At 68.4% G+C, this 15,457-nt stretch carries 14 protein-coding genes; 11 read left to right on the top strand and 3 right to left on the bottom strand.

Features of this window, described 5'->3' with window-relative positions; genetic code table 11:
• Window positions 1–78 precede the first annotated feature (78 nt).
• Window positions 79–1,017 (bottom strand): HTH-type transcriptional regulator PtxR, encoded by a 939-nt coding sequence (gene ptxR, locus M6E97_RS11125; RefSeq protein WP_003110741.1) that lies wholly within the window; start codon window positions 1,015–1,017, stop codon window positions 79–81.
• 562 nt (window positions 1,018–1,579) lie between these two features.
• Between ptxR and ptxS the strand changes: the two genes are divergently transcribed.
• The 8 genes from ptxS (at window position 1,580) to M6E97_RS11085 (ending at window position 10,767) form a co-directional block, all read left to right on the top strand.
• Entirely contained in the window at window positions 1,580–2,602 is a 1,023-nt protein-coding gene (gene ptxS / locus M6E97_RS11120; protein WP_003089268.1) for a transcriptional regulator PtxS, read from the top strand.
• Window positions 2,603–2,673: 71 nt separating this feature from the next.
• Window positions 2,674–3,456, top strand: a complete 783-nt coding sequence (locus tag M6E97_RS11115) for a TIM barrel protein (protein WP_034005730.1) — start codon at window positions 2,674–2,676, stop codon at window positions 3,454–3,456.
• A complete protein-coding gene (locus tag M6E97_RS11110) occupies window positions 3,449–4,399 on the top strand; it encodes a sugar kinase (RefSeq protein ID WP_023099585.1) in 951 nt (316 codons plus the stop codon). Before M6E97_RS11115 ends, M6E97_RS11110 begins: the two co-directional genes overlap by 8 nt.
• A 62-nt stretch (window positions 4,400–4,461) precedes the next feature.
• On the top strand, window positions 4,462–5,769 hold the full coding sequence (locus tag M6E97_RS11105) for an MFS transporter (RefSeq protein WP_003113740.1): 1,308 nt from the start codon (window positions 4,462–4,464) through the stop codon (window positions 5,767–5,769).
• Between the two features lie 18 nt (window positions 5,770–5,787).
• Window positions 5,788–6,774, top strand: coding sequence for a 2-hydroxyacid dehydrogenase (locus tag M6E97_RS11100; RefSeq protein WP_015502928.1), 987 nt, complete (start codon window positions 5,788–5,790; stop codon window positions 6,772–6,774).
• A 167-nt stretch (window positions 6,775–6,941) separates the two neighbouring features.
• Complete coding sequence (locus M6E97_RS11095; protein ID WP_003110746.1) at window positions 6,942–7,658, top strand: gluconate 2-dehydrogenase subunit 3 family protein; 717 nt, start codon at window positions 6,942–6,944, stop codon at window positions 7,656–7,658.
• Between the two features lie 2 nt (window positions 7,659–7,660).
• Window positions 7,661–9,436: a GMC family oxidoreductase gene (locus tag M6E97_RS11090; RefSeq protein ID WP_015502927.1), complete on the top strand. Its 1,776-nt coding sequence runs from the start codon at window positions 7,661–7,663 to the stop codon at window positions 9,434–9,436.
• Window positions 9,437–9,447: 11 nt separating this feature from the next.
• Window positions 9,448–10,767, top strand: a complete 1,320-nt coding sequence (locus M6E97_RS11085) for a cytochrome c (RefSeq protein ID WP_003110748.1) — start codon at window positions 9,448–9,450, stop codon at window positions 10,765–10,767.
• Between the two features lie 99 nt (window positions 10,768–10,866).
• Here M6E97_RS11085 and M6E97_RS11080 read toward each other — a convergent pair whose 3' ends face one another.
• Window positions 10,867–11,763, bottom strand: coding sequence for a LysR family transcriptional regulator (locus M6E97_RS11080; protein WP_003110749.1), 897 nt, complete (start codon window positions 11,761–11,763; stop codon window positions 10,867–10,869).
• 86 nt (window positions 11,764–11,849) lie between these two features.
• Here M6E97_RS11080 and M6E97_RS11075 point away from each other — a divergent pair, with 86 nt between their 5' ends.
• Window positions 11,850–12,920, top strand: coding sequence for an antibiotic biosynthesis monooxygenase (locus M6E97_RS11075; protein WP_003089287.1), 1,071 nt, complete (start codon window positions 11,850–11,852; stop codon window positions 12,918–12,920).
• On the opposite strand, the gene M6E97_RS11070 is transcribed toward M6E97_RS11075, so the two are convergent.
• Window positions 12,884–14,089: an MFS transporter gene (locus M6E97_RS11070; protein WP_010792990.1), complete on the bottom strand. Its 1,206-nt coding sequence runs from the start codon at window positions 14,087–14,089 to the stop codon at window positions 12,884–12,886. The two genes, M6E97_RS11075 and M6E97_RS11070, sit on opposite strands and share 37 nt — an antisense overlap.
• A gap of 146 nt (window positions 14,090–14,235) precedes the next feature.
• Here M6E97_RS11070 and M6E97_RS11065 point away from each other — a divergent pair, with 146 nt between their 5' ends.
• Both M6E97_RS11065 and M6E97_RS11060 read left to right on the top strand, forming a co-directional pair.
• Window positions 14,236–14,826 carry a TetR/AcrR family transcriptional regulator gene (locus M6E97_RS11065; protein WP_003113746.1) on the top strand — a complete coding sequence of 197 codons (591 nt, stop codon included), beginning with the start codon at window positions 14,236–14,238 and terminating at the stop codon, window positions 14,824–14,826.
• A 7-nt stretch (window positions 14,827–14,833) separates the two neighbouring features.
• A complete protein-coding gene (locus M6E97_RS11060) occupies window positions 14,834–15,349 on the top strand; it encodes a GNAT family N-acetyltransferase (protein WP_003089295.1) in 516 nt (171 codons plus the stop codon).
• Window positions 15,350–15,457 lie beyond the last annotated feature (108 nt).

The following is a 15,457-nucleotide window of genomic DNA, read 5'->3' as shown; positions in this document are numbered from 1 at the left end:
GCCGCCTATCCATGACGTCGGTGGCGGATAACGCCGGTGGCGTTATTCGCCCTCCCGCCCAGGCACGGATGCCCGGCGTCATTCGCCCTGCGCCAGGCGGAACGGCTCGCGACCGAGATGCTCGCGCAGCGACTCGATGAACGCCCTGACCCGCACCGGCATGTAGCGCGCCGAGGGGTACAGGGCATAGATGCCGCCCTGCGGCAGGTGCCAGCCAGGTAGCAGCCGGACCAGCCGCCCGCGGGCGATCTCGCGGGCCACCAGGAAGCTCGGCAGCACGCTGACGCCGGCACCGTCGAGCACCAGGCGGTACACCGCCAGGGTGTTGTTCGCCAGCAGGCGCCCTCGGGTCTGTACCGTGGCACGCTCGCGCTGGCGCTCGAAGGTCCAGGTCCAGGGCGTGCTCAGGCGGGTATGGCCGATCCATTCGCAACGCGCCAGGTCGTGCGGCTGGAGCACCGGCGGCAGGCCGGCGAGGTATCCCGGCGTCGCCACGGCAACCTGCTGGAAGTCGCACAGCTTGCTGGCATGCAGGCCGGAATCGCGCGGCCAGCCGATACGCACCGCGAGGTCGATGCGCTGGCCGACCAGATCGCTGAACTGGTCGTCGGCCAGCATTTCCACCTGGACCTTGGGAAACTGCCGGATGAACGCCGCGGAAACGCTGCTGATGTGCCATTTGACGAAGTCCTGCGGCGCAGTGATGCGCAACCGGCCACTGGGCTCGCCCTGCAAGTCGCGCACATCGGAGAGCGCGCCGTCCAGCTCGCCGAGCATGCGCTGGGCCACGCCGAACAGCAGTTCGCCGCGATCGGTAAGGGTCATGCGACGGGTGGTACGGGTCAGCAACTGGATCCCGAGGTCGGCCTCCAGGCGTCGCAACTGCTCGCTGAGTAGCGATTTCGACAAGCCCAGGGCCTCCGCCGCGGCGGTGAAGCTGTTGTGTTCGGCGACGGCGACGAAGGCATACAAGTGATTCAGGTTCAGATGATTCAATCGCTCCAGGGCGGCGCTCATCCTGTCATTCCTTAGCCGGGAAGTGGGTCCGGACGGGTCTTGTCGAAAAAATCCTGCTGCGACGGAACGGCGGCATTCGACAGGACCCGCAACGATCGGTGAGCGTGATGACGCGACCGGGCGGTCAGGTCGTCGTTAAAGACCGCCAGGCGCGCATAAGTTTCAGCGCGCCACCTTCGTTTTCCGATAAGTGAGAACTGCTTCAGACGGTCGGCCGGGTGCTTTCATGTCAGCGAGCCCCGCCTGATTGATCGCTTTCTACCGACAAACCACTCTTAAAGTAGTTTCTCAAGTATTGGACAAACTTCCTTTTTATTTATGGAGATACGGCACATTCATTCCATTCGACATTAATAATCGAAAGCCATCATGCGAAACGATTATTCGTTTTTCATGAACAGCCTCCTGGCTGTCATGCCTGACCGACCCTCGGTAGGCGTTTTTTTCCGTTGACGGGCATCGGCCTTCTGGTATTTTCTGAAACCGGTTTCAGCTCCTGGCATCCGCTGGCGAAGACCAGCCGGACACACCAATAAGAACAGCACCAAGAGGTACCAGGTCCGTGAATGGTTCAGTACTGCCCAGCCGTGGCCGCGTCACCATCAACCAGGTGGCCGAGGCCGCCGGCGTCTCCAAGGCCAGCGTGTCGCGCTATATCGGCGGCGACCGCCAGTTGCTCGCCGATGCCACCGCCCGGCGCATCGAGCGCGCCATCGACCAGCTCGACTACCGCCCCAACCAGATGGCCCGAGGCCTCAAGCGCGGGCGCACACGGCTGATCGGAATGCTGGTGGCGGACATCCTCAACCCCTACTCCGTGGCCGTCATGCATGGCGTGGAAACCGCCTGCCGTGAACACGGCTACAGCCTGGTGGTGTGCAATACCGACCGCGACGACGAGCAGGAGCGTCATCACCTGGCCGCCCTGCAGTCCTACAACGTCGAAGGACTGATCGTGAACACCCTCGGCCACCATCCCGGCGAACTGCGCGCCCTGCACCGCGAACTGCCGATGGTGCTGGTGGACCGCCAGTTGGCCGAGCTGGATACCGACCTGGTCGGCCTGGACAACGCCGACGCCGTCGAACAGGCCCTGGACCACCTTCAACAACGCGGCTTCCGCGACATCCTGCTGGTCACCGAACCGCTCGACGGCACCAGCTCGCGGATCGAGCGGGTCCAGGCCTTCAATGCCTCCATCGGCCGGCGACCGGCGCTCAAGGGCCAGGTCCTGCAGACCGACGACTTCTTCCGCGACGGCCTGCGCGCCTTCCTTTCGGCCAGCGGCCCCGGGCCGAAGGCGCTGTTCACCTGCAACGGCGTCGCCACCCTCTGCGCCACCCGCCAACTGCGCGACCTCGGCTGCCGGCTGTTCGACGAGGTCGGCCTGCTGGCCCTGGACGAACTCGACTGGTACCCGCTGGTGGGCAGCGGCATCACCGCCCTCGCCCAACCCACCGACGAAATCGGCCGCACCGCCTTCGAGCGCCTTCTGGCGCGACTCGAAGGCGACCGCGAGCCGGCGCGCCGGGTGACCTTCCCGGCGCAACTGATCGTTCGCGGCTCGACCCATCCACGCGGTTAGCGGCCTGCCGCCGGCGCGTTGCCGGCGGCTTTCGCACGGCCTGAAATGAAACCGGTTTCAGAGGATCGCCAATGTCCCTTCACCCTGTCTCCATCAGTCTTTCCAGCTACGGCGCGGACCTCGTTCGCAGTCGCGGCCAGGCCAGCTTCCTGCCCCTGCTGGGGATGGCCGGCGCGCAGCGCGTGGAACTGCGCGAGGAACTCTTCGCCGGCCCGCCGGATACCGAAGCGCTGACCGCCGCCATCCAGTTGCAGGGGCTGGAATGCGTGTTCTCCTCGCCCCTCGAGCTGTGGCCCGAAGACGGCCAGTTGAACCCCGAGCTGGAGCCCACCCTGCGCCGCGCCGAAGCCTGCGGGGCCGGCTGGCTCAAGGTCTCGCTCGGTCATCTGCCGGAACAGCCCGACCTCGCCGCCCTCGCCCGGCGCCTGGCGCGCCACGGCTTGCAGCTACTGGTGGAGAACGACCAGACGCCCCATGGCGGCCGGATCGAGGTGCTGGAACGCTTCTTCCGCCTCGCCGAGCGCCAGCAACTGGACCTGGCGATGACCTTCGACATCGGCAACTGGCGCTGGCAGGAGCAGGCGGTGGACGATGCCGCCCTGCGCCTGGGCCGCTACGTCGGCTACGTGCACTGCAAGGCGGTGATCCGCAACCGCGACGGCAAGCTGGTCGCGGTACCGCCGTCGGCCGCCGACCTGCAGTACTGGCAGCGCCTGCTGCAGCATTTCCCGGAAGGCGTGGCGCGGGCCATCGAATACCCGCTGCAGGGCGACGACCTGCTCAGTCTCAGCCGCCGGCACATCGCCGCCCTCGCCCGCCTCGGCCATCCCCAGGAGGAACGCCAGCATGGCTGACTTCGAGATCCTCTGCTTCGGCGAGACCATGGCCATGTTCGTCGCCGAACAGCCCGGCGAACTGGACCGCGTCGAGCAGTTCGGCAAGCGCATCGCCGGCGCCGACAGCAACGTCGCCATCGGCCTCGCCCGCCTCGGCTTCGCGGTGGCCTGGCTGAGCCGGGTCGGCGACGACTCGCTCGGCCGCTTCGTACTCGACAGCCTGACCCGCGAGGGCCTCGACTGCCGCTTCGTCGAGGTCGACGCGCAAGCGCCCACCGGGTTCCAGATGAAGTCCCGCGAGGTCGATGGTGCCGACCCGCGGGTCGAGTACTTCCGCCGCGGCTCGGCGGCCAGCCGGCTGGGCCTCGCCCATATCCGCGAAGAAATGCTCGGCGCCCGCCACCTGCACGCCACCGGCATTCCGCCGGCACTCTCGGCGAGTGCCTGCGAGCTGTCCCACGAACTGATGCGGCGCATGCGCGGCAGGGGCGCCAGCCTGTCCTTCGATCCCAACCTGCGGCCCTCGCTGTGGCCCAGCGAGCGCCGCATGATCGCCGAGATCAACGCCCTCGCCGCGCATGCCCACTGGGTCCTGCCGGGCCTGGAGGAAGGCCGCCTGCTCAGCGGCTGGCAGGAACCCGCGGATATCGCCGCGTTCTACCTGGACATGGGTGTCGACGCGGTGGCGATCAAGCTCGGCCCGAGCGGCGCCTACTATCGCGATGCCCACGGCGAAGGACTGGTCCCCGGCGTGCCGGTGGCGACCGTGGTGGACACCGTGGGCGCCGGCGACGGCTTCGCGGTCGGGGTGGTCAGCGCGCTGCTGGAAGGCCTGCCGCTGCCCGACGCGGTGGCGCGCGGCAACTGGATCGGCAGCCGCGCGGTACAGGTCCGCGGCGACATGGAGGGGCTGCCGAAACGCAGCCAACTGCTCGACCGCGAGCGCCGCAAGAGCGCCTGAACCCGCCGCCCACGCGGCACCTGTTGCGACAAGAACAAGACAAGCTCAGGAGATACCCGACCATGACCATGCCTCGCCTCGCCAGCAGCCGCTGGTGGTACATCATGCCGATCGTTTTCGTCACCTACAGCCTGGCCTACCTGGACCGCGCCAACTACGGCTTCGCCGCCGCCTCCGGGATGGCCGACGACCTGCGGATCACCCCCGGGCTGTCCTCGCTGCTGGGCGCGCTGTTCTTCCTCGGTTACTTCTTCTTCCAGGTGCCGGGGGCGATCTACGCGGAAAAGCGCAGCGTCAAGAAGCTGATCTTCGTCAGCCTGATCCTCTGGGGCGGGCTGGCCACCCTGACCGGGATGGTCGCCAACGTCTACCTGCTGATCGGCATCCGCTTCCTCCTCGGCGTGGTCGAGGCGGCGGTGATGCCGGCGATGCTGGTCTACCTCTGCCACTGGTTCACCCGCGCCGAGCGCTCGCGGGCGAACACCTTCCTGATCCTCGGCAACCCGGTGACCATCCTCTGGATGTCGGTGGTCTCCGGCTACCTGGTGGAGCATTTCAGCTGGCGCTGGATGTTCATCATCGAAGGCCTGCCGGCGGTGATCTGGGCCTTCATCTGGTGGCGTCTGGTGGATGACCGCCCGCGCCAGGCCGCCTGGCTGAGCGGCTCGGAAAAACGCGACCTGGAAGACGCCCTGGCCGCCGAGCAGCAGGGCATCAAGCCGGTGAAGAACTACCGCGAGGCGTTCCGTTCTCCAAAGGTCATCGTCCTCTCGCTGCAGTATTTCTGTTGGAGCATCGGCGTCTACGGCTTCGTCCTCTGGCTGCCGTCGATCCTCAAGCACGGCGCCAACATCGACATCATCGAAGCCGGCTGGCTGTCGGCGCTGCCCTACCTGGCGGCGGTGATCGCCATGCTCGGAGTGTCCTGGGCCTCGGACCGGTTGCAGAAACGCAAGCGTTTCGTCTGGCCGCCGCTGCTCATCGCGTCCATCGCCTTCTACGGTTCCTACGCCCTCGGCAGCGAGCACTTCTGGCTGTCCTACGCCCTGCTGGTGCTGGCCGGGGCCTGCATGTACGCGCCCTACGGACCGTTCTTCGCCATCGTCCCGGAAGTCCTCCCGGCCAACGTCGCCGGCGGCGCCATGGCGCTGATCAACAGCATGGGCGCGCTGGGCTCGTTCTCCGGCTCCTGGCTGGTCGGCTACCTGAACGGCATCACCGGCGGGCCCGGGGCTTCCTATCTGTTCATGAGCGGAGCGCTGCTGCTGTCGGTGCTGCTCACCGTGTTCCTCAACCCGCACGCCGACAAGCGCGAGCCCGATGCCGCTCGCGCGCACGCCTCGCGGCGGGCGGCGCCGGCCCACCCCTGACCGACTCCGGAGCATCCGATGAAGAAAGTGGTTCTCTACAAACGTCTCTCCGCGCCCCTGATGGAACGCCTGCGCGAACGGGTCGAGGTGCTCCTGGTCGAGGAGCCCGGCCGCGACGGCCTGGCCCGCCTGCGCGACGCCCTGCCCGAGGCCCACGGCCTGCTCGGCGCCAGCCTGCGCCTGGACGCCGGACTGCTCGACCTGGCACCGCGACTGGAAGCCATCGCCAGCGTCTCGGTGGGCGTCGACAACTATGACATCGACTACCTCGACCGCCGCGGCATCCTCCTCAGCAATACCCCCGACGTGCTCACCGAGACCACCGCCGACACCGGCTTCGCGCTGATCCTGGCGACAGCCCGGCGGGTAGTGGAACTGGCCGGCTGGGTGCGCGCCGGGGAATGGAAGAAGAGCGTCGGCGCCGCCCAGTTCGGTACCGACGTGCATGGCAAGACCCTCGGTATCGTCGGCATGGGCCGCATCGGCGAGGCCCTGGCCCGACGCGGGCACCACGGCTTCGGCATGCGCGTGCTGTACCACAGCCATAGCCCGAAGCCCCACGTCGAAGAACGCTACGCAGCGAGCTACCGCCCCCTCGACGCGCTGCTCGAGGAATCCGACTTCGTCTGCCTGACCCTGCCGCTGACCGCCGCCACCGAAGGCCTGATCGGTGCCGCGCAGTTCGCCCGGATGCGCCCGCAGGCGATCTTCATCAACATCTCCCGTGGCCGGGTGGTCGACGAGGCGGCCCTGAGCGAGGCCCTGGCCCAGCGGCGGATCCGCGCCGCCGGCCTCGACGTGTTCGAGCGCGAGCCGCTGTCTCCCGACTCGCCGCTGCTGCGCCTGCCGAATGTGGTGGCCACTCCGCACATCGGCTCGGCCACCGAGGAAACCCGCGAAGCCATGGCCCGCTGCGCGGTAGACAACCTGCTGGCCGCCCTCGCCGGCGAGCGGCCGCTGAACCTGGTCAATCCTTCGGCCTGGGCGCGACGGCGAGGCGCCTGAAGGCCGCGCCGGGCCGACGCCCGGCGCGCCGTTCTGCTTCACTTGCCGGTATTGGCCTGTCTGAATCCTTGCTGAAACGTTTTTTCAACGTGACACATGAACTTATAATTAGCCTGCTAATCATTATCAGAAAGACGAAACCGTGATGATCCAGAGAGGACCCCACCATGCCCGATGACAAGGCCGTCAACGGCCGCCGCGACTTCCTGCGCAAGACCCTGACCGTGATCCCGGCGGTGACCCTGGCCGGCTATGGCGTCGGCCATGCCATGCAGACGCCCGCCGCCGAGCAGGACAAACCCCGCGAACGCTACCAGCCTCGCTTCTTCACCAACACCGAATGGGCTTTCGTCAACGCCGCGGTGGCGCGACTGATCCCCAGCGACGACAACGGCCCCGGCGCCATCGAGGCCGGGGTGCCGGAGTTCATCGACCGACAGATGGAAACCCCCTACGGGCACGGCGCACTCTGGTACATGCAGGGGCCGTTCGTCACCGACGCCGCGCCGGAGTTCGGCCATCAGTTGAAGCTGGTGCCACGCGACATCTACCGGGTCGGCATCGCCGCCCTGGAACGCTGGAGCAAGGCCAACCAGGGCAAGCCGTTCGCCGAGCTGGAGCCGTCGGCGCAGGACGACATCCTGCAACGCCTGGAAGCCGGCCAGATCGACCTGCAGGACCTGCCGGCCAAGCTGCTTTTCGGCCAGTTGCTGCAAAACACCCACGAAGGCTTCTTCTCCGATCCGCAGCACGGCGGCAATCGCGGCCTGGTGGGCTGGAAGCTGGTCGGTTTCCCCGGCGCCCGCGCCGACTTCATGGACTGGGCCGACCGCGGCGAGAAGTATCCCTTCCCGCCGGTGGCGATTTCCGGCGAGAGGGGCTGAACATGGCGACGACACTCAAACCGGTGGACGCGGTGGTGGTCGGCTTCGGCTGGACCGGAGCGATCCTGGCCAAGGAGCTGACCGAGGCCGGGCTCAACGTGGTGGCGCTGGAGCGCGGCGAGAACCGCGATACCTATCCCGACGGCGCCTACCCCAACACCCTCGACGAGCTGACCTACAACACACGCGGCAAGCTGTTCCAGAATCTCTCCAAGAGCACCGTGAGCATCCGCCACGGGATCAACGACACCGCGCTGCCCTACCGTCAGCTCTCCGCCTTCCTTCCCGGCGACGGCGTCGGTGGCGCCGGCCTGCACTGGTCCGGCGTGCATTTCCGGATCATGCCCGAGGAACTGCGCCTGCGCAGTCACTACGAGGAACGCTACGGCAAGAAATTCATCCCCGAAGGCATGACCATCCAGGACTACGGGGTCAGTTACGAGGAGCTGGAGCCGCACTTCGATTTCGCCGAGAAGGTCTTCGGCACCTCCGGCACCGCGCATACGGTCAAGGGCCAGGTGGTCGGCAAGGGCAATCCGTTCGCCGCCGACCGCTCGGACGACTTCCCGCTGCCGGCACTGCGCCAGGTGTACTCCGCGCAACTGTTCCGCAAGGCCGCCGAGGAACTCGGCCTGCATCCCTACGACCTGCCGGCGGCCAACGCTTCGGGGCCCTGGACCAACCCCTACGGGGTGCAGATGGGGCCGTGCAACTTCTGCGGCTTCTGCAGCGGCTACGCCTGCTACATGTATTCCAAGGCCTCGCCGAACCTGAACATCCTGCCGGCGCTGCGCCAGACCCCGCTGTTCGAACTGCGCGCCAACTGCAACGTGCTCAAGGTCAACCTCGACAGCGACGGCAGGCAAGCCACCGGCGTGACCTACGTCGACGCCCAGGGGCGCGAGATCGTGCAGCCGGCGAAGCTGGTGATCATCAGCGCCTTCCAGTTCCACAACGTGCGCCTGCTGCTGCTCTCCGGCATCGGCAAGCCCTACGACCCGCGCACCGGCGAGGGCGTGGTGGGGAAGAACTTCGCCTACCAGAACATGGCCACCATCAAGGCGTTCTTCGACAAGCACGTGCATACCAACCCCTTCGTCGGCACCGGCGGCGGCGGCGTGGCGGTGGACGACTTCAACGCCGACAACTTCGACCACGGACCGCTGGGCTTCGTCGGCGGCTCGCCGATGTGGGTCAACCAGGCCGGCTCCAAGCCGATCGGCGGCCTCGCCGTGCCGCCCGGCACGCCGAGCTGGGGCAGCGGCTGGAAACAGGCGGTCAAGGACGCCTACACGCACACCGTGTCGATGGACGCCCACGGCAGCAACATGACCTACCGCGACAACTACCTCGACCTCGACCCGACCTACAAGGACGCCTACGGCCAGCCACTGCTGCGCATGACCTTCGACTGGAAGGACAACGAGATCCGCATGAGCCGCTACGTCACCGAGCACATGCGCAAGATCGCCGAAGCGATGAACCCGAAGGCCATCTCGGTGAGCGTCAAGAACTTCGGCGACCACTTCAATACACGGGTCTACCAGACCACCCACCTGCTCGGCGGGGCGATCATGGGCAGCGATCCGAAGACCAGCGTGCTCAACCGCTACCTGCAGAGCTGGGACGTGCACAACGTCTTCGTCATGGGCGCCTCGGCCTTCCCCCAGGGCACCGGCTACAACCCCACTGGGCTGGTGGCGGCGCTGGCCTACTGGTCGGCCAAGGCGATCCGCGAGCAATACCTGAAGAACCCCGGTCCGCTGGTGCAGGCATGAGGAGCGCAACGATGAAACCGACAGCCTTCCTCGCCCTCTCCGCCCTCGCCTGCGGCATCGCCCAGGCCGCCGCAGCGCCGGACCCGACCCTGGTCAGGCAGGGCGAATACCTGGCCCGCGCCGGCGATTGCGTGGCCTGCCACACCGCCAGGGACGGCAAGCCGTTCGCCGGGGGCCTGCCGATGGAAACGCCGATCGGCGCGGTGTACTCGACCAACATCACCCCGGACCGCAAGACCGGCATCGGCGACTACAGCTTCGAGGACTTCGACCGTGCCGTGCGCCACGGCGTGGCCAGATCCGGCGACACGCTCTACCCGGCGATGCCCTACCCGTCCTACGCGCGAGTCAGCGAAGCGGACATGCACGCCCTCTACGCCTACTTCATGCATGGCGTGGAGCCGGTGGAGCAGCCCAACAAGGCCAGCGACATCCCCTGGCCGCTGTCGATGCGCTGGCCGCTGGCATTCTGGCGCTGGACCTTCGCTCCCGAGGTGAAGGACTTCCAGGCCGCCGCCGGGCAGGACCCGGTGCTGGCGCGCGGCGCCTATCTGGTCGAAGGCCTTGGCCACTGTGGCGCCTGCCATACCCCGCGTGGGCTGGGCATGCAGGAGAAGGCCCTGGCGGCGAGCGATGGCGCGGCCTACCTGTCCGGCAGCGCGCCGCTGGAGAACTGGATCGCCAAGAGCCTGCGCGGCGACCACCGGACCGGACTGGGCAGTTGGAGCGAAGCCGACCTGGTCAGCTTCCTGCGCACCGGCCGCAGCGAGCGCAGCGCGGTGTTCGGCGGCATGTCCGACGTGGTGGTGCACAGCATGCAGTACATGACCGACGCCGACCTCACCGCCATCGCCCGCTACCTCAAGTCGCTGCCGCCGGCGGACCCCTCCGACCAGCCGCACGTCTACGACGAGAGCGTGGCCCAGGCACTGTTCCACGGCGACGACAGCAAGACCGGCGCGGCGCTCTACGTCGACAACTGCGGGGCCTGCCACCGCACCGACGGCAAGGGCTATGCGCGGGTCTTCCCGGCCCTGGCCGGCAACCCGGTGGTGACCGGCAGCGACCCGACCTCCCTGGTGCACATCGTGCTCAAGGGCGGCACCCTGCCGGCCACCCACCAGGCACCGTCGAGCTTCACCATGCCGCCGTTCGGCTGGCGGATGAACGACCAGGAGATCGCCGACGTGGTCAACTTCATCCGCACCAGTTGGGGCAACCAGGCGCCGAGCGTCAGCGTCGACGAGGTCAAGCGCCTGCGCAAGGACACCGGCGCGGCGGCGGTGGGCGACATTCCGCCGCCGGGACCGGCCGCGGCGGATCGCGGCTGAGCGCCAGGCCTCTGGCGAAACGCCATTCCAGCCCCTCTCCCGCTCGCGGGAGAGGGTTGGGGAGCGGGAGCGCGCCGTACCGGGCACGGCCCTCCTCCTTCACTCATCACCCAAGCGCACATGCCGCCCCAGCTCGTCGAACAACGCGACCACCGAGCGCAACGCCCGGCAGTCCGGACGGGTCAGCAGCCACAGGGCGCTGGCGCAGCCCTCGAGGTCGGCGTCCAGTACCCGCAGGCCGTCGCCGTCGCGCAGCAGGTAGGCGGGGATCGCCGCCAGGCCGAGGCCGGCGCGGGCCATCTCGGAGACCGCCAGCACGCCGTTGCAGCGGTAGGCCGGCAATACCCCGGGATAGTGTCGACGACGCCAGACCACGCTCGGGTGGTCGGGAAGGAAATCGTCCGGGGCGATCCAGTGCAGCATGGCGGGCTCCGTCGCGTCGCGGCCCTCCAGGTAGCGTTCGCTGGCGCAGAGCACGTAGCGCACCTCGCCGAGGTTGCGCCCGACCAGGTGTTCCGGCGGCGTGCGGGTCATGCGCAGGGCGATGTCGGCGTCGCGCCGGCTGAGGTTGGCAAAGTCGTTGGAGGTCGCCAGCTCCAGTTGCAGGGCCGGATAGCCAGGCATGAAGCGCGCCAGCGCCGGCAGCAGCAGGCCATGCAGGACGGCGTCGGAGCAGGTCAGGCGCACGGTACCGCTGAGCACCTCGCGCTCCAGTTCGAGGCCGATGCGCGCCGCCTCCAGCGCCTGTTCCGCCAGTTCTGCCTGCTGCGCCAGGCGGCGGGCGGTCTGGTTCGCCAGGTAGCCGCTGCGGCTCTTGTCGAACAACGCCTTGCCGAGGTTCTTCTCCAACCGGCGGATGGCCCGGAAGACCGTCGACACATCGACCCTGAGCAACTCCGCGGCCCGCGCCAGGCTGCCGCCGCGAACCAGGGCGAGGACCAGGGCAAGATCGGCATGGTCCAGGCGATATTGCAGCGGTGCATTCATCTTTTGCATTGGCGCCGATATCGAGTGCGGAAACGCAACTATAGAGTGAGCGCCAGGGCCCGCCAACCGGCGTGGCGAAACTGGAGCGAAAACGGATGTCCACCCCTCCCGCGGCGCCGCTGCGCATTGCCCTGGTCGGCGACCACGACCCGCACATCACCGCCCACCGGGCGATTCCCCTGGCCCTGCGCCTGGCCGGCGAGGCACTCGGCCTGGAGATCGCATTCGACTGGCTGGCCAGCGACCGCCTGCCCGCCGAACCGGCGCTGGAGCGCTATGACGGGTTCTGGTGCGTGCCGGGCAGCCCCTATCGCGACGCCGACGCGGTGCTGCGCCTGATCGCCCATGCCCGGGGCCGGCGCCGGCCGTTCCTCGGTACCTGCGCCGGCTTCCAGCACACGATCCTCGAGTTCGCCCGCAACGCCCTCGGCTGGCAGGCGGCGACCCATGGCGAGGAGCATCCGCACAGCGACCAGGCGGTGATCGCCGCCCTGCCCTGCGCTCTGCTCGAAGCCCGCGAGGAAGTCCGCCTGCTGCGCGGCTCGCGCCTGGCCCTGGCGTATGCCGCCGACTGGATCGAGGCGGACTACCATTGCCGCTACGCAATCGCCCCGCGCTTCGCCGCGGAACTTACCGGCGGCGCACTGCGGGCCAGCGCCTGGAGCGCCGACGGAGCGATCCGCGCGGTGGAGCTGGAACAGCATCCGTTCTTCGTCGCCACCCTGTTCCAACCCGAGCGGGCAGCCCTGGCCGGCGTCCTGCCGCCACTGCCGAAGGCATTCGTCGAGGCGTGCCGGACGCAGCGCCGCGACCGCCCCCGGCGCGGCCCGACACCTTATTACGCAGTGATCTTCAGCTCCCATCGCAGCGCCGTCGACGACGGCTACGCCGAAGCGGCCGAGCGCATGCTGGAACTGGCCAGCCGCCAGCCGGGCTATCTCGGCGTGGAGTCGGTCCGCGGCGCCGACGGTTTCGGCATCACCGTCTCCTACTGGGACAGCGAGGCGGCGATCCGTGCCTGGAGCCGCCACGCGGAGCACCGCGACGCCCAGGCGCGCGGCCGGCGCGACTGGTACGCCGGTTTCAGCGCGCGGATCGCCCGGGTCGAACGCGAATACGCCTTCCCGGCTCAGCCGGACACCGCGCAGTCGCCGGCCTCGTCCTGAGCCAGCACCCGGAAGCAGGCCAGGGCCAGCAGCCAGGCCAGCCAGCCGGCGCCGACCGCGACGAGGAAACCGCTGGCGGCGCCGTAGCCCTCCACCACCCAACCGGCCAGCGCCGAGCCCAAGGCCATGCCGATGCCCAGCCCGGTGATGGCCCAGGTCAGGCCTTCGGTGAGGCGCGCCGGGTCCACCGCGCGCTCGACCAGGCCCATGGCCAGGATCATCGTCGGCGCCACGCTGAAGCCGGCCACCAGCACGGTCAGGGCAAGCGCAAGGATGCTCTCCACCCCTAGCAGCGGCATCAGGCTCAGGGCCATCAGCGTAACCATGCAGAGCAGTTGCCGGGAAAGCGCCAGGCGCCAGCGCAGCAGCCCGAACAGCAATCCCGCGAGACATGAGCCGACGGCATAGACCGACAACACCAGGCTTGCCGCAGCCTTGTTGCCGTGCGCCTCGGCGAAGGCCACGCTGACCACTTCCACCGCGCCGAAGATCACCCCGATGGCGGCCAGCACCAGCGCCAGCACGCGTACCGCCGGATAGGCCAGCGCGCTGCCGGCGCGGCGCCGCGGATGGGCATGCAGCGGCGGTTCGGTGCCGCGTTGCAGGCTGAACAGGCTCACCCCGGCGACCAGGAACAGCGTCGCCAGCAGCGGCCCCGCCTCGGCGAACCAGCCGACGCTGAGGCTCACCGCCAGCACCGGCCCGATGATGTAGCACACCTCGTCCATCACCGATTCGAAGGAAAACGCCGTGTGCAGCTTCGGCGAGCCCCGGTACAGCTCGGTCCAGCGCGCCCGTACCATGGCCGGCATGCTCGGCATCGCCCCGGCGAGCAAGGCGAACAGGTAGAGCCAGGCATTCGGCGCTCGATAGTGCGTACACAGCAACAGCGCGCTCATCGACAGGGCGCTGGCCAGCGCGGCCGGGAGCAGCACCCGGCCCTGGCCGAAGCGGTCCACCAGGCGCGATACCTGCGGCGCGAGCAAGGCATTGCAGAACACGAAGGTGGCCGCCACGGTACCGGCCAGCCAGTAGTCGGCATGCACCTGGGAAAGCATGGTGACGATGCCCAGGCCGGTCATCGACAGGGGCATCCGCGCCAGCAGGCCGGCGGCTGAAAAGCCCTTGGCGCCGGGCGCGGCGAACAGTTCGAGATAGGGGTTGCTCATGGAAAGCCTCGGCTGGCCGGCTCCAGCGGAACCGGCGACGACGGGAGAAGACGAAATTAACATACGCTGCGTATGTCAAAAATCATGGAGACATACGCAGCGTATGTCAATTATCCTGAAGCCCCTTCGCCACCCGGAGACCTCGCATGGCCCGCAAGCCTCGCGCCGAGATGATCGAGGAAACCCGCGCCAAGCTGATCGACGCCGCGCGCCGAGCGTTCGCCGACAACGGCTACGCCGGCGCCTCGATGGACGAACTGACCGCCAGCGCCGGCCTCACCCGCGGCGCGCTGTATCACCACTTCGGCGACAAGAAAGGCCTGCTGGCCGCGGTGGTGCAGCAGATCGACGACGAGATGAATCTTCGCCTCGGCGCCATCCTGGCTGCCGGCGAGGACCTCTGGAGCGGCTTCCGTGCCTACAACCGGGCCTACCTGGAAATGGCCCTGGAAGCGGAAATCCAGCGCATCGTCCTGCGCGATGCCCCGGCCATCCTCGGCAGCCCCAGCAGCGAGGCCAGCCAACTGCGCTGCCTAAGCTCGATGACCGGGCAACTGCGCGAACTGATGGACAGCGGGCGGGTCCGCCGCACCGACGCCGAGGCCCTGGCCTGGCTGCTCAACGGCGCGCTGGTGGACGCCGCCCTGCGTATCGCCAACGCCGAACACCCGCCGGAGAGCCTGGCCAGGGCCTGCCAGGCCCTGGACGTGCTGCTCGACGGCCTGCTCATGGAGTGAAAAGCCAATGGACTACCGCATCAGAACCAGCCGCGACGAGGACGCCGCGCTGCTCCCGGCCATCGAGCGCTCAGCCGGGGAAAGCTTCCGCCTGCTGCCCGAGCTGGCCTGGATCGCCGACGCCGGGGTCGCCGGGGTGGACTTCCATCGCCGCCTGATCGAGCGCGGCAGCCACTGGCTGGCGGAAGACGCCGATGGCCAGCCGGTCGGTTTCCTCGCCGCCGAACGCTGCGCCGACGAGTTGCACATCGCCGAGTTGTCCATCGCCCAGGCCCACCAGCAACAGGGCCTGGGCCGCCGCCTGCTGGAGCGCGCGGTGACCTACGCCCACGCCAGCCACTGCCGGGCGCTGACCCTGACGACCTTCTGCGACGTGCCCTGGAACGCGCCGTTCTACGCACGCCTGGGCTTCCAGCGGCTGACCTGGCAGGAAGCCGGCGAGCGCCTGCGCGCGATCCTCGGCCACGAGCAGGAGATCGGCTTCGCCGCCGACAGCCGCTGCGCGATGCGCCTGGTGCTCTAGAGGGCGGCAAAGGGCTTGACCGGCGGGTGGCGGGTGACGGTACAGTTGCCAACTGCAACAGGATGTTTCAGCACTGCCCCGGACGGGCTTCCGCTCTCCCTCTTCCCC

Origin of the sequence: Pseudomonas sp. B111 (genome assembly GCF_026428275.1) — a bacterium.
Lineage (GTDB): Bacteria > Pseudomonadota > Gammaproteobacteria > Pseudomonadales > Pseudomonadaceae > Pseudomonas > Pseudomonas aeruginosa.
Note: the sequence above shows the minus strand (reverse complement) of the source record. Positions and strands in the feature narration are given on the sequence as shown.

What these genes read in the sequence shown, in the direction of transcription:
- ptxR (WP_003110741.1), bottom strand. Translation starts at nt 1,017, where the DNA reads ATGAGCGCCGCCCTGGAGCGATTGAATCATCTGAACCTGAATCACTTG.
- M6E97_RS11115 (WP_034005730.1), top strand. Translation starts at nt 2,674, where the DNA reads ATGTCCCTTCACCCTGTCTCCATCAGTCTTTCCAGCTACGGCGCGGAC.
- M6E97_RS11110 (WP_023099585.1), top strand. Translation starts at nt 3,449, where the DNA reads ATGGCTGACTTCGAGATCCTCTGCTTCGGCGAGACCATGGCCATGTTC.
- M6E97_RS11105 (WP_003113740.1), top strand. Translation starts at nt 4,462, where the DNA reads ATGACCATGCCTCGCCTCGCCAGCAGCCGCTGGTGGTACATCATGCCG.
- M6E97_RS11100 (WP_015502928.1), top strand. Translation starts at nt 5,788, where the DNA reads ATGAAGAAAGTGGTTCTCTACAAACGTCTCTCCGCGCCCCTGATGGAA.
- M6E97_RS11095 (WP_003110746.1), top strand. Translation starts at nt 6,942, where the DNA reads ATGCCCGATGACAAGGCCGTCAACGGCCGCCGCGACTTCCTGCGCAAG.
- M6E97_RS11090 (WP_015502927.1), top strand. Translation starts at nt 7,661, where the DNA reads ATGGCGACGACACTCAAACCGGTGGACGCGGTGGTGGTCGGCTTCGGC.
- M6E97_RS11085 (WP_003110748.1), top strand. Translation starts at nt 9,448, where the DNA reads ATGAAACCGACAGCCTTCCTCGCCCTCTCCGCCCTCGCCTGCGGCATC.
- M6E97_RS11080 (WP_003110749.1), bottom strand. Translation starts at nt 11,763, where the DNA reads ATGCAAAAGATGAATGCACCGCTGCAATATCGCCTGGACCATGCCGAT.
- M6E97_RS11075 (WP_003089287.1), top strand. Translation starts at nt 11,850, where the DNA reads ATGTCCACCCCTCCCGCGGCGCCGCTGCGCATTGCCCTGGTCGGCGAC.
- M6E97_RS11070 (WP_010792990.1), bottom strand. Translation starts at nt 14,089, where the DNA reads ATGAGCAACCCCTATCTCGAACTGTTCGCCGCGCCCGGCGCCAAGGGC.
- M6E97_RS11065 (WP_003113746.1), top strand. Translation starts at nt 14,236, where the DNA reads ATGGCCCGCAAGCCTCGCGCCGAGATGATCGAGGAAACCCGCGCCAAG.
- M6E97_RS11060 (WP_003089295.1), top strand. Translation starts at nt 14,834, where the DNA reads ATGGACTACCGCATCAGAACCAGCCGCGACGAGGACGCCGCGCTGCTC.